Genomic DNA, 15,960 nt, shown 5'->3' with positions numbered 1-15,960 from the left:
TATTAGTTGCTGTGTTACGCTTTCGCGAAAGCGTAATTATTCCACTCTTGGTTTTGCCTGAAACATATTTACTAGAAAGAAAGTTCCAATCTTACGAGCACGAAACTTTGCCATCTCTGCAAGTTCGCCTTCATATAATTCATCTACCGTTTGCACCCAGTGATTGAGCCACACGCCAAAGTGTTGCTCATTTATAGTGTAACCCTCATCTCTATCTACACGCTTGTGAGCCTGCAAAGGTCTTCCTGTAAAAATGCGCTTTTGAAACAGGTTCCCTTCCCAAAAATCTGTGAGATGCTCAAAGTGATGTGGCCAGTCTGTAATGTGCTTATTAAAAATAGGTCCCAGATAAACATCACTACGTATGCGACCATAAAAAGTGGTAACCAGTTTGTATACGTCTTCTCTATTTTTAATCTCTTTTCTCACATTACAAAGGTATTAACTATAACGGCTAGATTTTTGTACTTTGCTTACTAATGCATAAACTGATTTACATACTATTATTTCTTGCTTCTATCACAGTTACAAGCCAGAGCTACTCCCTAGAGAAGGTCAATGAGGTCACACTAGACACAGACAGCTTTATAGCTGTAGATGCTTTTAATGCACTATACCACATTAAAGGTGATATCTTATATAAGACTGATGTGCAAAATGAGTATCAATTTTCGGCATTGCAATTGGGTGCATTAATTTCAGTAGATGTGCTCAACCCGCTTAGAATTACCCTGTTTTATGAAAGCTCAAACACAGCTGTCATTCTTGACAACACACTTAACGAGATCACACGTGTAAACTTCTCTACGATAGAAAACTTTAGAAATGTAAGCCACGTGCGTACGGCAAGTGATAGGCGTTTCTGGATTTTTAATACAGATTTACAACAGTTGGAAATTTTTGACTGGAATACTCAAAAGGTTCTTACCCAGTTTCCCCCTATGGCACATAATGCCACAGCACTTATGAGCAACTTTAACTTTGCCTGGGTGAGTACTAAAGATGGTGTTTTTTACTACAATAATTATGGGAGTTTTATAGAGAAGATAGAAAGTCCTGAAAGCCAGCTTATGTCACAAGACCAAGGTGCTTTTATACTTTATGCAGATAAAAAGCTCTATTACAAACCTAATGATACTGCTGCTGTAGGAGTTATAGAAACATTAGATTTATCTATAAAACAGCTTTCTTTAAAAGGGGAAAGTCTCTATATTTACAGTGATAAAAAGCTCACTGCTTTCCGTCTCAAACTAGCTAAACAACCTTAACTATGCACATCGCCATCGCCGGTAATATTGGTGCCGGTAAAACGACACTGACTAAACTTCTCGCAAAACATTTTAAGTGGACTCCACAGTTTGAAGACGTGGTAGATAACCCTTACCTAGATGATTTTTATAATGAGATGGAGCGCTGGTCTTTTAACCTGCAAATTTATTTTTTAAATAGCCGTTTTAGACAATTACTAGAGATACGCGATAGCAATAAATCTATTATACAAGACCGTACTATCTATGAAGACGCATTCATATTTGCGCCTAACCTGCACGCGATGGGCTTGCTTACTAATAGAGATTACAACAACTACAAGTCGCTTTTTGACCTTATGGAGAGTGTAGTAGATGCACCAGACCTTATGATTTACCTGCGTAGCTCTATCCCAAACCTTGTATCGCAAATACACAAGCGTGGCAGAGATTATGAAAACTCTATATCTATAGATTACCTAAGCCGTCTTAATGAACGATACGAGGCGTGGATACACGGTTATGACAAAGGAAAACTTCTTATTATAGATGTAGATAATCTTGACTTTGTAGATAATCCAGAAGATCTAGGAGATATCATAAATAGAATAGATGCTGAGTTAAACGGGCTTTTTTAACATAACCCAATGTTCTTATTGTAAGCATATTAGATTTATTAGCTCATCCTAATTCTAGAAGAAAATTCTTTCTAGTTCTGTTTTTATAAACTAGATTTGCGCGTTTTTAAACTTAAAATATTTTATGAAAAAGATTACTCTATTTTTAGTTATGGCAATTTCTGTGATGACTATATCTTGCAGCAATGACGACGATTCTTCTGAGCCAGCAGGACCAACACTTACACCTGCACTACTTGCCGGAACTTACAACTTAAACTTTTACGAGAGTGAAGAGGTAATACAAGAAGAAGTTACAGGTGGTACAGCTACTACAACGATAAGTGAGGTGGGTGATACGTTTGGAACATCAAATATTGTTTTTGACGCAAACGGAACTTATACTGTAAACTTCCAATACCGTGTTACAAGAACAACTCAATTAGAGAGCAACGACCCTGTAGAAGAAACTGAGATTATCACAAACTCAGATACAGGTAATTATTCTGTAAATGACACAAACCAGACACTTACTATAGATGGTGAGGCTGGAGATGTTACTTTATTTAACGACAGCCAGCTTAGACTATTATTTGAAAGTACAGATGTAGAGGCAAATGGCACATCTACATTTACTAGTGAATTACGTTTTGCGAGACAATAGTCAAAACACAATTTAACTACATAAATAAAAACGGCTACTTTAATTAAGTAGCCGTTTTTTATGCTTTATGCTATAAGACCTATAGATCTCGCGTGCTCCTCTGCAAAGGAACTCTTTTCTACTAGTACTGCTGGCGTGGTCTCATACTGTGCAAGCACACTTTTTACACGCATTACCTTTTTCTTATGCTTTACACTACGCAGGTACACCGCTAGTATTTGCTCTGGATACTCCTTTGCTACTTCTAGATAAATATCTACATCGTGCTCTCCACTATCACCTATAAGCACAAACTTTAAGTCTGGATAGGTGTTTAATATATTTCTAATCTCGTGCTGCTTGTGGGGCTTTTCTGGTTTTGGAGTTTTCTCAAAAGGCCCTCTAAAATCTCTTAATAATATAGGCCCTTTCGGGAAATTTTGATTCCTCACAAAAGATTCTAGGTAGTTATATAAATTCCAAGGGCTGTTACTCACATAAAACATTGGGTTTGCATCTGCTTCAGAAGTTCCTCTATGTAGCTTTTGATATAAAGAAGGAGCTCCCTCTAGCGATGTACGCCTCCCTACATCTTTAAAAAGTGTATTTACAATCACTCTCCACTTAAGAAGCGACGCTACTCCCGTATGTAAAATCGTGTCATCTATATCACTTATGACTCCATAAGACGCATTTTCTGAAGGGATAAGCATCTCTATAGCAAACTTATTTTCCCCCATAAGTACCACATCCTTTTTTACATCATCAAAGCTCACTGTAAGCTGTAGCCAGCCCTCACTATTAGTCATCTTATCTAAGCCGTGTACCTGCTCATCTATTTTAAAATATCCTTCGGCATCTGTGGTGGTGTAAAAGACAGCTCCATCTGGTAAAGTCACTTTAAGTTTTGTGTGACGCAACTCATCTGTAGCAAACTGTTTATAGGCATTTTTAAAAGCAGCAAGCACACCCTTTTTCTTTAGATCTACTCCTTCGTGCTCTAAAGCGCGACCTATGAGGTATAAGTGGTTTTTAGTCCCATAAGACTGGTACCCGTCTATTTGTATAGGATCTTGTTTTTTAGAAAAGAACATTGTACGATGTATTGGTTAGTATTACGCTTTCGCGAAAGCTTAAAAATAATAGCTTCATAAAAAAAGTGCACAACTATAGTAATGCACTTTTTTAGTAGAGATATGTATCTATATCTTACGCATTTTGAGGAATTCCTTTTACCTCTCCTCTAGCTGGGTAATCTTTTTTCATAATAAAATCTATCCCTCCTAAAATGTCGTCAAAGTGCGGTCTTGCAAAAGGCATAGACTGTACACTTGAGAAAAATAGTGTTCCATCAGGTTTTATCAAGAAGAGACCAGGCTCTGTAAAGAAGTCTGGCTCCTTATCTGAAACTGCTTCAGAAACAAACAATCCGTACTCTCTTGCTTTCTCTAGTGATAGATTATATGCTACTGGCAGCCCTTCTATATCCCAATCTTCACCTGCTATTTTTGCTCTCTTCTCTGTATCTGCACTTATAGCCACCACATTAATCCCGCGATCTACAAACTTATCTAGCTTTTGAGAAAGCTCTTCAAGTTGTTTTTTACATACAGGACAATGCAGTCCTCTATAAAAAACTAAGAGTGTAAAGTTTTCTGCATTTTGATCGCTCAGTTTCCAGTTAGTATCATTTATTAATGGAAGCTCCAGTGAAGGAACTTGTGTTTTTGGTAATAACATAATTTTAATTTTTACATAAAATTACCGCATAAACAGCTGCAGCTCTCACAACACCATTGTAAACCTTTGTTAAGGTATGTAAATGTCATAAAAAAGGTGAGTCTATAAGACTCACCTTGTTATATGTAATTGCTAGTGTATAAACTATTTATTGCGAAGTGATGCTTCAAAGGCGTCCATTTGCTTTTTTACCTCTGCTTCTGTACCTGTAAACTCTTTTACCTCAGTACTCATCTCACCATTATCATCTGTCGTAATAGTTACTGTTCCTACAAACTGCCCATCACGCTCTGCCATAGAGAAGCGAACTTCTTTTTGCACCTCACGTGTTTCCTTAATGCGTCCATCTTGAGCAATTGCGACTACAGTCCCATCTTCTGTAGTAATAGCCAGACCATCATCTGTATGACCACCTAGTATAGGTGCAATTACAAGACCTATAAGGCAAGTAAGCTTTATAAGTATATTCATAGACGGTCCAGATGTATCTTTAAAAGGATCTCCTACCGTGTCACCAGTTACAGCAGCTTTATGAGCATCAGAGCCCTTGTAAGTCATCTCACCGTTAATCTCTACTCCTGCCTCAAAAGATTTTTTTGCATTATCCCAGGCACCTCCAGCATTGTTCTGAAAGATTGCCCATAACACGCCACTTACCGTAACGCCGGCCATATACCCTCCTAGCATCTCTGCAATAGCAAGACGATTCATCCCAAAGGCAAGCGGCAAGAAAGCAATCACGAGCGGAAAACCAATGGTTAAAATACCTGGCAGCAACATTTCTTTAAGTGAAGCTTGTGTAGATATAGCCACACATTTATCATACTCTGGTTTCCCTGTTCCTTCCATTATACCTGGTATGTCTCTAAACTGGCGACGTACCTCTTGCACCATTTCCATAGCTGCTTTTCCTACGGCATTCATCGCAAGTGCAGAAAATACCACTGGAACCATTCCTCCTACAAAGAGCATTGCCAGTACAGGTGCTTTAAAAATATTAATACCGTCTATTCCCGTAAACGTCACATACGCTGCAAATAATGCGAGCGATGTAAGCGCTGCAGATGCAATCGCAAATCCTTTTCCTGTAGCGGCCGTAGTATTACCTACAGAATCTAGAATATCTGTGCGCTCACGCACGATAGGCTCCTGCTCACTCATCTCTGCTATACCTCCAGCGTTATCTGAAATAGGTCCAAAGGCATCTATCGCAAGTTGCATCGCTGTAGTAGCCATCATTGCAGAGGCTGCTAGAGCCACCCCATAAAAACCTGCAAATGTATATGACGCCCAGATCGCACCAGCAAATAATAATACCGATGGAAATGTAGAGATCATACCCGTAGCGAGGCCTGCAATAATGTTAGTCCCGGCTCCTGTACTTGATTGTTGTACAATTTTGAGAATAGGCGTTTTACCAAGACCCGTATAATATTCTGTCACAGAAGAAATCACAGCTCCCACAACTAGCCCCACTATAGTCGCATAAAAAACACGCATAGATGAGATTTCTTGCACTCCTTCTCCAAAGAATTCCATTTGCATCGTTTCTGGAAGCATCCATTTACATAGTGCAAAACAAGCTACTGCTACAAGTATTATAGAAGTCCAGTTACCTATATTAAGAGCACCCATAACCTGAGACTCCTTTGCGTCGTTACTCTTAATTTTAACAAGCATTGTACCTATAATAGATATAATAATACCCACACCTGCTATTGCCATAGGCAACAATATAGGACCAATACCTCCAAAGGCATCTGAGATACTACCTCCCATATCTTTTATCACATAATTACCTAGTACCATAGCTGCAAGTACAGTTGCTACATATGAGCCAAATAAGTCTGCCCCCATCCCTGCTACGTCTCCTACATTATCTCCCACGTTATCTGCAATAGTTGCAGGGTTGCGAGGATCATCTTCTGGTATACCAGCTTCTACCTTACCTACAAGGTCTGCTCCCACATCTGCAGCTTTGGTATAAATACCACCGCCTACACGAGCAAAAAGTGCAATAGACTCTGCACCTAGAGAGAATCCTGCTAGTGTTTCTAATACAATGGTCATATCCATCGTATTTGTCCACTCACCACCCATAAAGAAATGGAAGAAAAAGATAAAGAATGCTGTAAGACCAAGTACTGCAAGACCAGCAACTCCAAGCCCCATCACCGTACCGCCGCCAAAAGAGATTTTAAGCGCATTAGGCAGGCTAGTACGTGCCGCCTGAGTGGTACGCACATTCGTCTTAGTAGCGATTTTCATTCCTATGTTTCCTGCAAAGGCAGAAAATACAGCACCGCATATAAATGCAATAACAATAAGCCAGTGCGTGGTAGGCACTACATAAGATACAATAGCTAGTAATACACTTACGATAATTACAAATATGGTAAGCAGCTTATACTCGGCATTTAAAAAAGCGAGCGCTCCCTCATAAATGTGATCAGATATTTCTTTCATCTTACCATCACCAGCATCTTGCTTCATAACCCAAGATTGCTTTATGATCATATAGACAAGCCCAAGAAGGGCCAATACAATCGGCACGTAAATCATCATTGATTCCATAAATTTTGTTTGGTTTTAGTGAGAATTTCTTAATAAAATTCTTAAAATTTTAGATGTTACTAATGTAGCAAAATCAACACAAATCACAAATACTTAACAATCAATAGAATACATAAAACAACAACAAACAAAAAAAGCCGTAACGCATTGCGTTACGGCTTCTAGGCTAATTCGTTTATACTGTGAGTCTTAGTAAATACTCACTTCGCTACGTGGTACATCAGACTCTTGGAATCTCTGGTAACACTTTGCTACAATTTCTCTAGCTTCGTGTACGTCTCCCCATCCACCTACGTCTACTTTTTTCTCTTCAAGATCTTTGTACACTTGGAAAAAGTGCTCAATCTCTTTTATAAGGTGTGGGTTACAGTCAGATAAGTCTTCAAGCTTGTTTGCACTTGGATCTGTTACTGGTACACAAATTACTTTTTCGTCTGGTCCTTTTTCATCTGCCATATGGAAAACACCTATAGGCTTTACCTCAATCACACATCCAGGAAAAGTAGGCTCTGTTACAAGAACCAGTACATCAAGAGGATCTCCATCTAGTGCAAGAGTTTCTGGTATAAAACCGTAATCTGCAGGGTACATCATAGAAGAAAAGATCATACGATCGTAACGTATTTTCTTTAGCTCAAAATCATACTCATATTTGTTACGACTCCCTTTTGGGATTTCGATTAAAACGTCAAATGTTTTTACTTTTTCTGCTGTCATATCATTATAAAAAACAAATTATGCTCTCTCCTATTAAAAAATCTCTTAATGTATGAGCACTAATTTGTGTTGTTAGTATTGCGCTTTCGCGAAAGCTAAATTTTAAATAGCTGAAATTCAATTAATTATAAACAGCAGCTTGCCAAAAAATATCTTTCGGGGTGCAAAAATACGCTGTAAAAGCGTTATCACCAAAGGAATACGTGTTAAGATTAGGTTAGGCACCTACTCGTACAGCGGTTTAAAAAAGAAAGGTGATACTAATTAAAGTACCACCTTGAATGTTTTCACAACAAGATAATCTGTTTGTTGTTCTATTATCTCATTAATGCGATTTACTTAAATAAACATCTCTGACGGGAATACTACTTTCGCGAAAGCGTAAAATCAAATTAAAAATAAAATCCAAAGCTACCTGTCACCCCTATCTTACGAGCATCTGGCAAGAAGTTGTAGTTTCCTCTAAAGTTTACGTCTATACGAAACACCTTAAAGATATTACCTACCCCGACGCTGTACTCATAATACGGCTCCATAGATGGGGCAATCATAGATGGTGTGATGGCGGTTACTGGATCTCCCTCTGCAAAGAGAAGACTCTCAAAGGCGGGTCTGTTAAGATCAATATTAGCCTGTGATATATTACCTATAATACCACGCACGCCTATAATCTCTCTGAGGTTTAACCCCTTTAAGAAAGGAATACGGTTAAAGATTCTTCCTCCAAAGTTATGTTCTAACTGTAAAGAAGCATACTCATCTGTAGTAAACTCATAAAAATTAAGCTGGCTAAAGGTGTTAAATATTGAGAACAGTGACTGGTTACCTGGCACTGGACTTAATAATGCCAGTGGCACCTCATCAAAGGTTTTACCTACCTCTGTAGAAGCGGTAAGTGTACCTAGACCTCCTACACGTATTGCCTTACGAGCAGAAAATTGAAGCTTATCGTACCCAAAATCACTGTCTAGCGTACCCTCTAACCCACGTGTGTAACTAGCATAAAAGCTAGGGAACCACTCGTTTGTGACGCGTCGCTCTACGCCAAAACCTGATGTCTTTTTACCTGGCTCCCAGATAGTAGTAAGAACCACCTCTGCTTGTTTAAGCTCACCTGTGGTGGTGGTTTGTGAGGCATCTGTAAAGTAGTCTAGACTAAAGGTCTCTGAGGCAGACTCGAGCGTGCGCAGTGAGAAATCTGCTCGTACCTGCAGGTTGCGCACCACCTCTATCTCTGCAGCTACGTTTGCCAGTTTTATAGAGGTGAGCTTATCATTAGTCGCTGTGTTTACTAGAGATGATGAGGCAAGATTTCTACCTAGTACATCTCTTGAAGTGGTAAGGCTCGCCCCTATTTGCTCTACATCTTGACGGTAACCGCCAGAGATAATAAGTCTACTCTTTTTATCTAAAAGCCATTTACCAGAAATACCAAATTTTCCTTTTTTGTCTTTAAAACCATAGGCTAGAAAACCTTCTAGACGCCAGGGATCGTTTTGAGAAAAATAAGTTCTTCCTCCGGTACGTACACGCAAACCTTCTACCTCGTTAAACCCAAAGGTTGAAAATATAGGTCCATAATCAAAATTGAGACTTGGGATCTCATAATAACCAGAGGCTAGCACAGAGCCTGCATTATAGAGATTTCTAAATTTCTTAACCGTCTTAAGGGTGTCTAGCATTTTATAAACGCCTAGCTCATCTTTACTGAGTTCTTCTTTTCTATTCTCTTCCCAAAACTCATCATCACGATTATAGATATCCTTATCATAGTTATAGACTTCCTTGTCGTAGTAGTCTTTGTCTAGCTTTTTATCAAACTCATAGTTATCATACAGGGTCGTACGCTTACCGTACATTCCTCTAGATTGCTCTTTTTTATTAAAAGCAAAGTCTGACAAGAAATAATCTCGTGAGAGTAAGAACGTAGTATCGTTTACGATATCAAACTCTTGCTCCATATAGATTTCTTTGACCCAGTTTATGTTTGCACTTTTTGAGAGCTGCATATTAATCTCCTTAATTGCCCAGGTTGAGTCGTTTACCCAGAAATCTCCTTTAAAGGTGAGTTCGTTCTTACGACGTGGGTAATAAATGATATTATAACACCATTTATTATCTATGTAGGCACTATCTGAGAGTACATAATTATAGGTTTGTATCCCTGTGCGCGACAGCGGACTTGTAAAACTCTTATCAAAAAACTGTAAGTAGTTCTGGTAGATATCATAATCACTGTACAGATCTTTTACAAAACCTATCACTGTTTGATTCTCGCTAAAACCACTGTTTTTATTACCTAGCAGCTCTTCTTTTACTTTGTTAATCTCGTTATCTCCATAAACTTTTGACACGGCTTCGTTTACAAAAATGGGTAGATAGGTTTTACCTGTCACATTTGAAGTATCTGTCTGGTCAAAAATAAATTCCATCCCTTTAAAGAGGCGGCTATTTATAAGGGCACTGTCTATGGTGTTAAGGTCAAACTCTAGCTTTTCATACTTATCATACTGGTATTGCTTAAACTGCTTGAGTCCATTCTCTCTTTTATTTGCCCATATCTTGCGGAGTATGTCTACAGCAGGGTTGTTCTTTTTATCTGTTTTACCCGTAAAGATTACGACCTCATCTAGGGCCCCAGCCTCTTCTTCTAGTATGATTTTCATCTCGTAGTTCACTTTTTGCTCTAAGTCTACAATAAGGTTTGAAAATCCTATAAAAGAAAATCGCACTTGCTCCCACGTAGCATCAGACTCGAGGTAAAAGCGACCATTCTCATTTGTAATAGTTCCCTCATTTGAACCCATAAAAACGACATTTACAAATGGTAATGCATTTCCCTGCGCGTCAAAAACTTCTCCACTCACTTTAGTCTGACTATAAGATATAGCCACCGTAAAGAGCGTAATAAGGAAGAAAAGTAAATTATGTTTCATCTATTAATTCTATTTGTGCGTTGTTACATATCATTCAGTAGGGTTACAATGATTACCCTATAACGTTTAGAATATGTATTATTCTGTATGAGATGTTATTTTATACACATTAATTAAAAAAACCCTCTCTTAGGTAGAAAGGGGTCAAATATAGTACGCTTTCGCGAAAGCTTATCTGTACATCACCTTTTTGACAGCCTTTACAACGTCATCACTGTTAGGCAACCACTCCTTAAGTAGTACTGGTGAGTAAGGGGCAGGTGTATCTGCCGTGTTTATTCTTTGTATAGGTGCATCTAGGTAATCAAAACAATGCTCTTGTACCTGGTGACTTATCTCTGTAGATACGTTTCCAAAAGGCCAAGCCTCTTCAAGTATCACAAGTCTATTAGTTTTCTTTACTGAGTCAAAGATAGCCTGCTTATCTAGCGGGCGTACCGTACGTAAATCGATAATCTCGCAAGAAATACCATCTTCTGCCAGTTGGTCTGCTGCTTTGTAAGCCTCTTTTATAATTTTTCCAAAAGAAACGATGGTTACATCTGTTCCCTCTCTCTTAATATCTGCAACACCTATAGGTAATACATACTCTCCATCTGGCACCTCACCTTTATCACCATACATTTGTTCAGACTCCATAAAGATTACAGGATCGTTATCACGTATCGCTGCTTTAAGTAGTCCCTTTGCATCATAAGGGTTAGATGGTACAATTACTTTAAGACCAGGTGTGTTTGCAAACCAGTTTTCAAAAGCTTGAGAGTGTGTTGCTCCTAGTTGACCTGCAGATGCTGTAGGTCCTCTAAAAACGATAGGACAAGAAAATTGCCCACCAGACATCTGTCTTATTTTTGCGGCATTGTTTATAATTTGATCAATACCTACCAGTGAGAAGTTAAAGGTCATATACTCCACAATAGGACGACAACCCGTCATAGTACTACCTACACCTATACCTCCAAAACCAAGCTCTGCAATAGGAGTATCTATAACTCTATCTGCACCAAACTCGTCTAGCATTCCTTTTGAGGCTTTGTAAGCACCATTATATTCGGCTACTTCTTCTCCCATTAAATAAACAGATGCGTCACGACGCATTTCTTCACTCATAGCCTCACAAACGGCTTCTCTAAACTGGATTGTTCTCATATAAGTTACCCACTAGTGGGTTAATTTGCAAAGGATTCTCAAAGCATTGCCTTAATCACCTAATTAATAATCGTTTTTTACGTACTCACAAAAATAAGCAATTCAGAAACCTCAAAAAATGAGAATTTTGCAAAATTTTACTATGCGCGCATAGTAAAATATAGTTTTTTACCTTATTTTTGTAACGATAACGAAATAGTACGAGTTTACGCTTTCGCGAAAGCGTACCTTTATCTTTATAAAAAACAAATTCTATGAAAATATTAGTGTGCATCAGTCACGTACCTGATACGACTTCAAAAATTAACTTTACTGAAGGAGACACCAAGTTTGATACTAATGGTGTTCAGTTTGTGATCAACCCAAATGATGAGTTTGGATTAACCAGAGCAATGTGGTTTAAAGAAAAACAAGGAGCTTCTGTAGACGTAGTAAACGTAGGAGGACCAGAAACAGAACCTACACTTCGTAAAGCACTTGCAATAGGTGCAGACACAGCTATACGTGTTAACACAGAAGCAAAAGATGGTTTTCAAGTTGCCAAAGAACTTGCAAAAGTAGTACAAGACGGTGGTTATGACCTTGTAATCGCAGGACGTGAGTCTATAGATTATAATGGTGGTATGGTACCAGGTATGCTTGCAGGTCTTACTGGAGCAAACTTTGTAAATACGTGTATATCACTAGAAGTAGATGGCACAAACGCTACTGCAACTAGAGAAATAGATGGTGGTAAAGAAACAGTTACTACAACTTTACCTCTTGTAATAGGAGGTCAAAAAGGACTAGTAGAAGAGAGCGACCTACGTATACCTAATATGAGAGGTATTATGATGGCTCGTAAAAAACCATTAAGTGTGGTAGAACCTACTGGCGCAGCAACCGAAACAGCAGCTGTTGCCTTTGAAAAGCCAGCACCAAAAGGAGCCGTAAAACTTGTAGACACTGTAGACGAGCTCATCGATTTATTACATAACGAAGCGAAAGCTATCTAAAAAGTACGATAATATGTCAGTTTTAGTATACACAGAATCAGAAAACGGAGAATTTAAAAAAGCTTCACTTGAGGTAGCATCTTATGCAAAGGGTGTTGCAGATATGATGGGAACTTCTGTTACTGCTATTGCAGTAAATGGGGGTGACACAGCGCCACTAGGAACCTATGGTGTAGATAAAGTTTTAAACCTTAAAGACAGCAAGCTAGACGCATTTAATGCAGCTGCTTATGCAAAGGGTATTGCTGCTGCAGCAAAGGCAGAAGGTGCAACAGTAGTGGTATTAAGCCAGAGCGCAAATGCAAAGTATCTTGCTCCTTTACTAGCGGTAGAGCTTGAGGCAGGATATGCATCAAACGTAGTTGCACTTCCAGAAAGCGCAGCTCCATTTAAAGTAAAGCGTACTGCTTTTACCAACAAAGCATTTAACATTACAGAGATCTCTACAGATGTAAAAATTGTAGGTCTTGGTAAGAACGCATATGGTCTTAAAGAAAACAGTGCCGCTGCTGCAACAGAAGATTTTAGTGCAGATCTAGGGACATTTGGTGTAGAGGTTGCCTCTGTAGATAAAGCTACAGACAAGGTTTCTATCGCAGATGCTGAGATTGTAGTCTCTGCAGGTCGTGGTATGAAAGGACCAGAAAACTGGGGGATGATAGAAGAAATGGCAGACATACTTGGAGCAGCAACTGCTTGTTCTAAGCCAGTATCTGATCTAGGGTGGAGACCTCACGGTGAGCACGTAGGGCAAACTGGTAAGCCTGTTGCTTCTAACCTATACATCGCGATAGGTATCTCTGGAGCTATACAGCACCTTGCGGGTATTAACTCTTCAAAAGTAAAAGTAGTAATCAACACAGATCCAGAAGCTCCTTTCTTTAAAGCAGCAGATTATGGTATCGTAGGTGATGCTTTTGAAATTGTACCTCAACTCAACGAGAAGCTTAAAGCCTTTAAAGCTTCTAACAGCTAGAAATATATTATTAGTTATATAAAATGAGCTTAAATTCTATTTAAGCTCATTTTTATTTACCCTTATCCACCTAACAGACTGCACATTACCTTGTAATTAAGATAACAATACGGCAAATCGTATAAACTTCTTAACTTATAAACCCTTTTTCCTATTTTTGCAACTTATGAGCTTAGTGCGTTTAAATATTAAAGGAATCTCCTACAGCCAGACTCAAAATGGCGCGTATGCCCTTATTCTTACTGAACAGGATGGAGAACGTAAGTTACCTATTGTAATAGGAGCTTTTGAGGCACAGTCTATTGCAATTGCATTAGAAAAGGAAATAAAACCACCCAGACCTCTCACACACGACTTATTTAAAAACTTTGCAGATCGTTTTGATATCGTCATTAAACAAGTAATAATACACAAACTTGTAGATGGTGTTTTTTACTCTAGTATTATTTGTGAGAGAGACAAAATAGAAGAAATTATAGATGCACGCACCAGTGATGCTATATCACTAGCCCTACGTTTTCAAGCACCTATATTTACTTATAAAAACATACTTGATAAAGCAGGTATCTTTCTCAAAGGAAACACAAACCCAGAGGAGTTTACTGAAGAGGATGAAGTCCTAATGGATGAAATCATTCTGGAAGAAGAGCCTACAGCAAGCGGTGATGATTATAAAAAAATGTCACTACAAGAACTACACAACAAATTAGAGCAAGCAGTAGCTAGTGAAGACTATGAAACTGCGGCAAAAGTGCGAGATGAAATCTCAAAACGCAACTAAACATTTTTATATGCGCAAGCTACTACTCACCCTATTAGTATTAATGAGTTCACTTACAACATTTGCGCAGGAGCAATCACAGGCTATTGTAGATGTTATCCCTTCACAAGGTTTTACCCTTGAGAGTTTTGGTCGTGGTGTTTTGGGTATGATTACCCTTATTATCATTGCTGTGTTATTTAGTAGTAATCGCAAAGCGATAAACTGGAAAACAGTAGGGCTAGGTCTCGCATTCCAGCTTATTATAGCTGTTTGTGTACTTAAAGTTCCTTTTGTAGAAAGTATTTTTGATTTTATAGGGAGCATCTTTGTAAGCATACTAGAGTTTACCCTTGCTGGAAGTGATTTCTTATTTCAAGGTCTCGTGAGTGACACCTCAACTTTTGGGTACATATTTGCTTTTCAAGTATTACCTACCATTATCTTCTTTTCTGCGCTTACCTCTGTGATGTACTACTTTGGAGTAATACAGAAGGTTGTAAAAGCCTTTGGATGGTTGCTATCAAAACTGTTAGGTATCTCTGGAGCAGAGAGTTTAAGTGTAGCGGGTAATATCTTTTTAGGCCAGACTGAGGCGCCACTTCTTATAAAGGCATACTTAGAAAAAATGAACAAGTCAGAAATCTTACTTGTAATGATAGGTGGTATGGCTACAGTTGCTGGAGCGGTACTGGCTGCATACATAGGTTTCTTAGGTGGTGAAGACGAAGCGCTTAGACTTATTTTTGCAAAGCACCTACTTGCAGCCTCAGTAATGGCAGCACCAGGAGCAATTGTAATTTCAAAAATATTGTACCCTCAGACAGAAGAAGTAAACACAGACGTATCTGTCTCAAACGATAAAATAGGAGCAAACGTACTAGATGCTATTGCAAACGGAACAACAGAAGGGTTAAGACTTGCTGTAAATGTAGGAGCTATGCTTCTTGTTTTTGTAGCATTCATAGCAATGGCAAACGGCCTACTAGGCTGGATAGGTGAAATCACGACACTTAACGGCTGGATAGCTACACACTCTGCATACCCACAACTATCACTAGAAGCTATTTTAGGAACCATCTTTGCACCACTTATGTGGCTTATAGGTGTAGCTAGTGAAGACACAACGATGATGGGACAGCTACTAGGTATAAAACTAGCAGCAAGCGAATTTGTAGGTTACATACAGCTTGCAGAGCTTAAAGATACCACAAACGTTGTACACCTCAACTACGAGAAGTCTATCATAATGGCAACTTATATGCTTTGTGGATTTGCAAACTTTGCCTCAATAGGTATTCAGATAGGTGGTATAGGTTCTCTAGCTCCAGGGCAGCGCACGCAATTATCACGTTTTGGTCTTAAAGCACTTATAGGAGGTTCTATAGCTTCACTTATATCTGCAACCATTGCCGGTATGATTATAGGGTAATAGATCCTTATCTAGCACCACTCTTTTTTTTTAGATTTTTACGCTTTCGCGAAAGCGCAATCAGTCACACCCACGTTTATTAAGCAAAACTATATACTGGGTGAAAGCAATCTTTACAACACCCGACAAAAGTGTACTACCTACATCAATTTTTGTCGTATCTTAATGGGGTAG

Annotated in this window: 14 protein-coding genes; 7 read left to right on the top strand and 7 right to left on the bottom strand. The window is 38.7% G+C overall.

What is annotated here, in order from left to right; all coding sequences use genetic code 11:
• Positions 1-36 precede the first annotated feature (36 nt).
• Positions 37-429 carry a group III truncated hemoglobin gene (locus ACFO5T_RS11360; RefSeq protein WP_380034476.1) on the bottom strand — a complete coding sequence of 131 codons (393 nt, stop codon included), beginning with the start codon at positions 427-429 and terminating at the stop codon, positions 37-39.
• A gap of 50 nt (positions 430-479) precedes the next feature.
• On the opposite strand from ACFO5T_RS11360, the gene ACFO5T_RS11355 reads away from it, so the two are divergent.
• The 3 genes from ACFO5T_RS11355 (at position 480) to ACFO5T_RS11345 (ending at position 2,528) form a co-directional block, all read left to right on the top strand.
• On the top strand, positions 480-1,268 hold the full coding sequence (locus tag ACFO5T_RS11355; protein WP_380034474.1) for a hypothetical protein: 789 nt from the start codon (positions 480-482) through the stop codon (positions 1,266-1,268).
• A gap of 2 nt (positions 1,269-1,270) precedes the next feature.
• Positions 1,271-1,885 (top strand): deoxynucleoside kinase, encoded by a 615-nt coding sequence (locus ACFO5T_RS11350; RefSeq protein WP_021778044.1) that lies wholly within the window; start codon positions 1,271-1,273, stop codon positions 1,883-1,885.
• Between the two features lie 124 nt (positions 1,886-2,009).
• Positions 2,010-2,528 (top strand): hypothetical protein, encoded by a 519-nt coding sequence (locus tag ACFO5T_RS11345; protein WP_380034473.1) that lies wholly within the window; start codon positions 2,010-2,012, stop codon positions 2,526-2,528.
• A gap of 65 nt (positions 2,529-2,593) precedes the next feature.
• Here ACFO5T_RS11345 and ACFO5T_RS11340 read toward each other — a convergent pair whose 3' ends face one another.
• From ACFO5T_RS11340 to ACFO5T_RS11315, 6 genes are all read right to left on the bottom strand, one after another.
• The gene (locus tag ACFO5T_RS11340; protein ID WP_380034471.1) at positions 2,594-3,601 is read right to left on the bottom strand and encodes an App1 family protein; all 1,008 of its coding nucleotides are present in this window, start codon (positions 3,599-3,601) and stop codon (positions 2,594-2,596) included.
• Between the two features lie 115 nt (positions 3,602-3,716).
• A complete protein-coding gene (locus ACFO5T_RS11335) occupies positions 3,717-4,247 on the bottom strand; it encodes a peroxiredoxin-like family protein (protein WP_380034469.1) in 531 nt (176 codons plus the stop codon).
• Between the two features lie 144 nt (positions 4,248-4,391).
• Positions 4,392-6,821, bottom strand: a complete 2,430-nt coding sequence (locus ACFO5T_RS11330; RefSeq protein WP_380034467.1) for a sodium-translocating pyrophosphatase — start codon at positions 6,819-6,821, stop codon at positions 4,392-4,394.
• A gap of 189 nt (positions 6,822-7,010) precedes the next feature.
• A complete protein-coding gene (locus ACFO5T_RS11325; protein ID WP_021778039.1) occupies positions 7,011-7,538 on the bottom strand; it encodes an inorganic diphosphatase in 528 nt (175 codons plus the stop codon).
• Between the two features lie 392 nt (positions 7,539-7,930).
• On the bottom strand, positions 7,931-10,474 hold the full coding sequence (locus ACFO5T_RS11320; RefSeq protein ID WP_380034465.1) for a DUF5686 and carboxypeptidase-like regulatory domain-containing protein: 2,544 nt from the start codon (positions 10,472-10,474) through the stop codon (positions 7,931-7,933).
• Between the two features lie 171 nt (positions 10,475-10,645).
• Positions 10,646-11,623: a pyruvate dehydrogenase complex E1 component subunit beta gene (locus tag ACFO5T_RS11315; protein WP_021778037.1), complete on the bottom strand. Its 978-nt coding sequence runs from the start codon at positions 11,621-11,623 to the stop codon at positions 10,646-10,648.
• A gap of 254 nt (positions 11,624-11,877) precedes the next feature.
• On the opposite strand from ACFO5T_RS11315, the gene ACFO5T_RS11310 reads away from it, so the two are divergent.
• The 4 genes from ACFO5T_RS11310 (at position 11,878) to ACFO5T_RS11295 (ending at position 15,786) form a co-directional block, all read left to right on the top strand.
• Entirely contained in the window at positions 11,878-12,618 is a 741-nt protein-coding gene (locus ACFO5T_RS11310) for an electron transfer flavoprotein subunit beta/FixA family protein (RefSeq protein ID WP_035325702.1), read from the top strand.
• 13 nt (positions 12,619-12,631) lie between these two features.
• The gene (locus ACFO5T_RS11305) at positions 12,632-13,594 is read left to right on the top strand and encodes an electron transfer flavoprotein subunit alpha/FixB family protein (RefSeq protein ID WP_021778035.1); all 963 of its coding nucleotides are present in this window, start codon (positions 12,632-12,634) and stop codon (positions 13,592-13,594) included.
• Between the two features lie 166 nt (positions 13,595-13,760).
• Positions 13,761-14,375, top strand: coding sequence for a bifunctional nuclease family protein (locus ACFO5T_RS11300; protein WP_380034462.1), 615 nt, complete (start codon positions 13,761-13,763; stop codon positions 14,373-14,375).
• A 43-nt stretch (positions 14,376-14,418) separates the two neighbouring features.
• Complete coding sequence (locus ACFO5T_RS11295; RefSeq protein ID WP_380034757.1) at positions 14,419-15,786, top strand: NupC/NupG family nucleoside CNT transporter; 1,368 nt, start codon at positions 14,419-14,421, stop codon at positions 15,784-15,786.
• Positions 15,787-15,960: the final 174 nt, after the last annotated feature.

The sequence above is a fragment of the Dokdonia genika genome (genome assembly GCF_042652845.1).
In the GTDB taxonomy this organism is placed as follows: Bacteria; Bacteroidota; Bacteroidia; order Flavobacteriales; family Flavobacteriaceae; genus Dokdonia; species Dokdonia donghaensis.
Note: the sequence above shows the minus strand (reverse complement) of the source record. Positions and strands in the feature narration are given on the sequence as shown.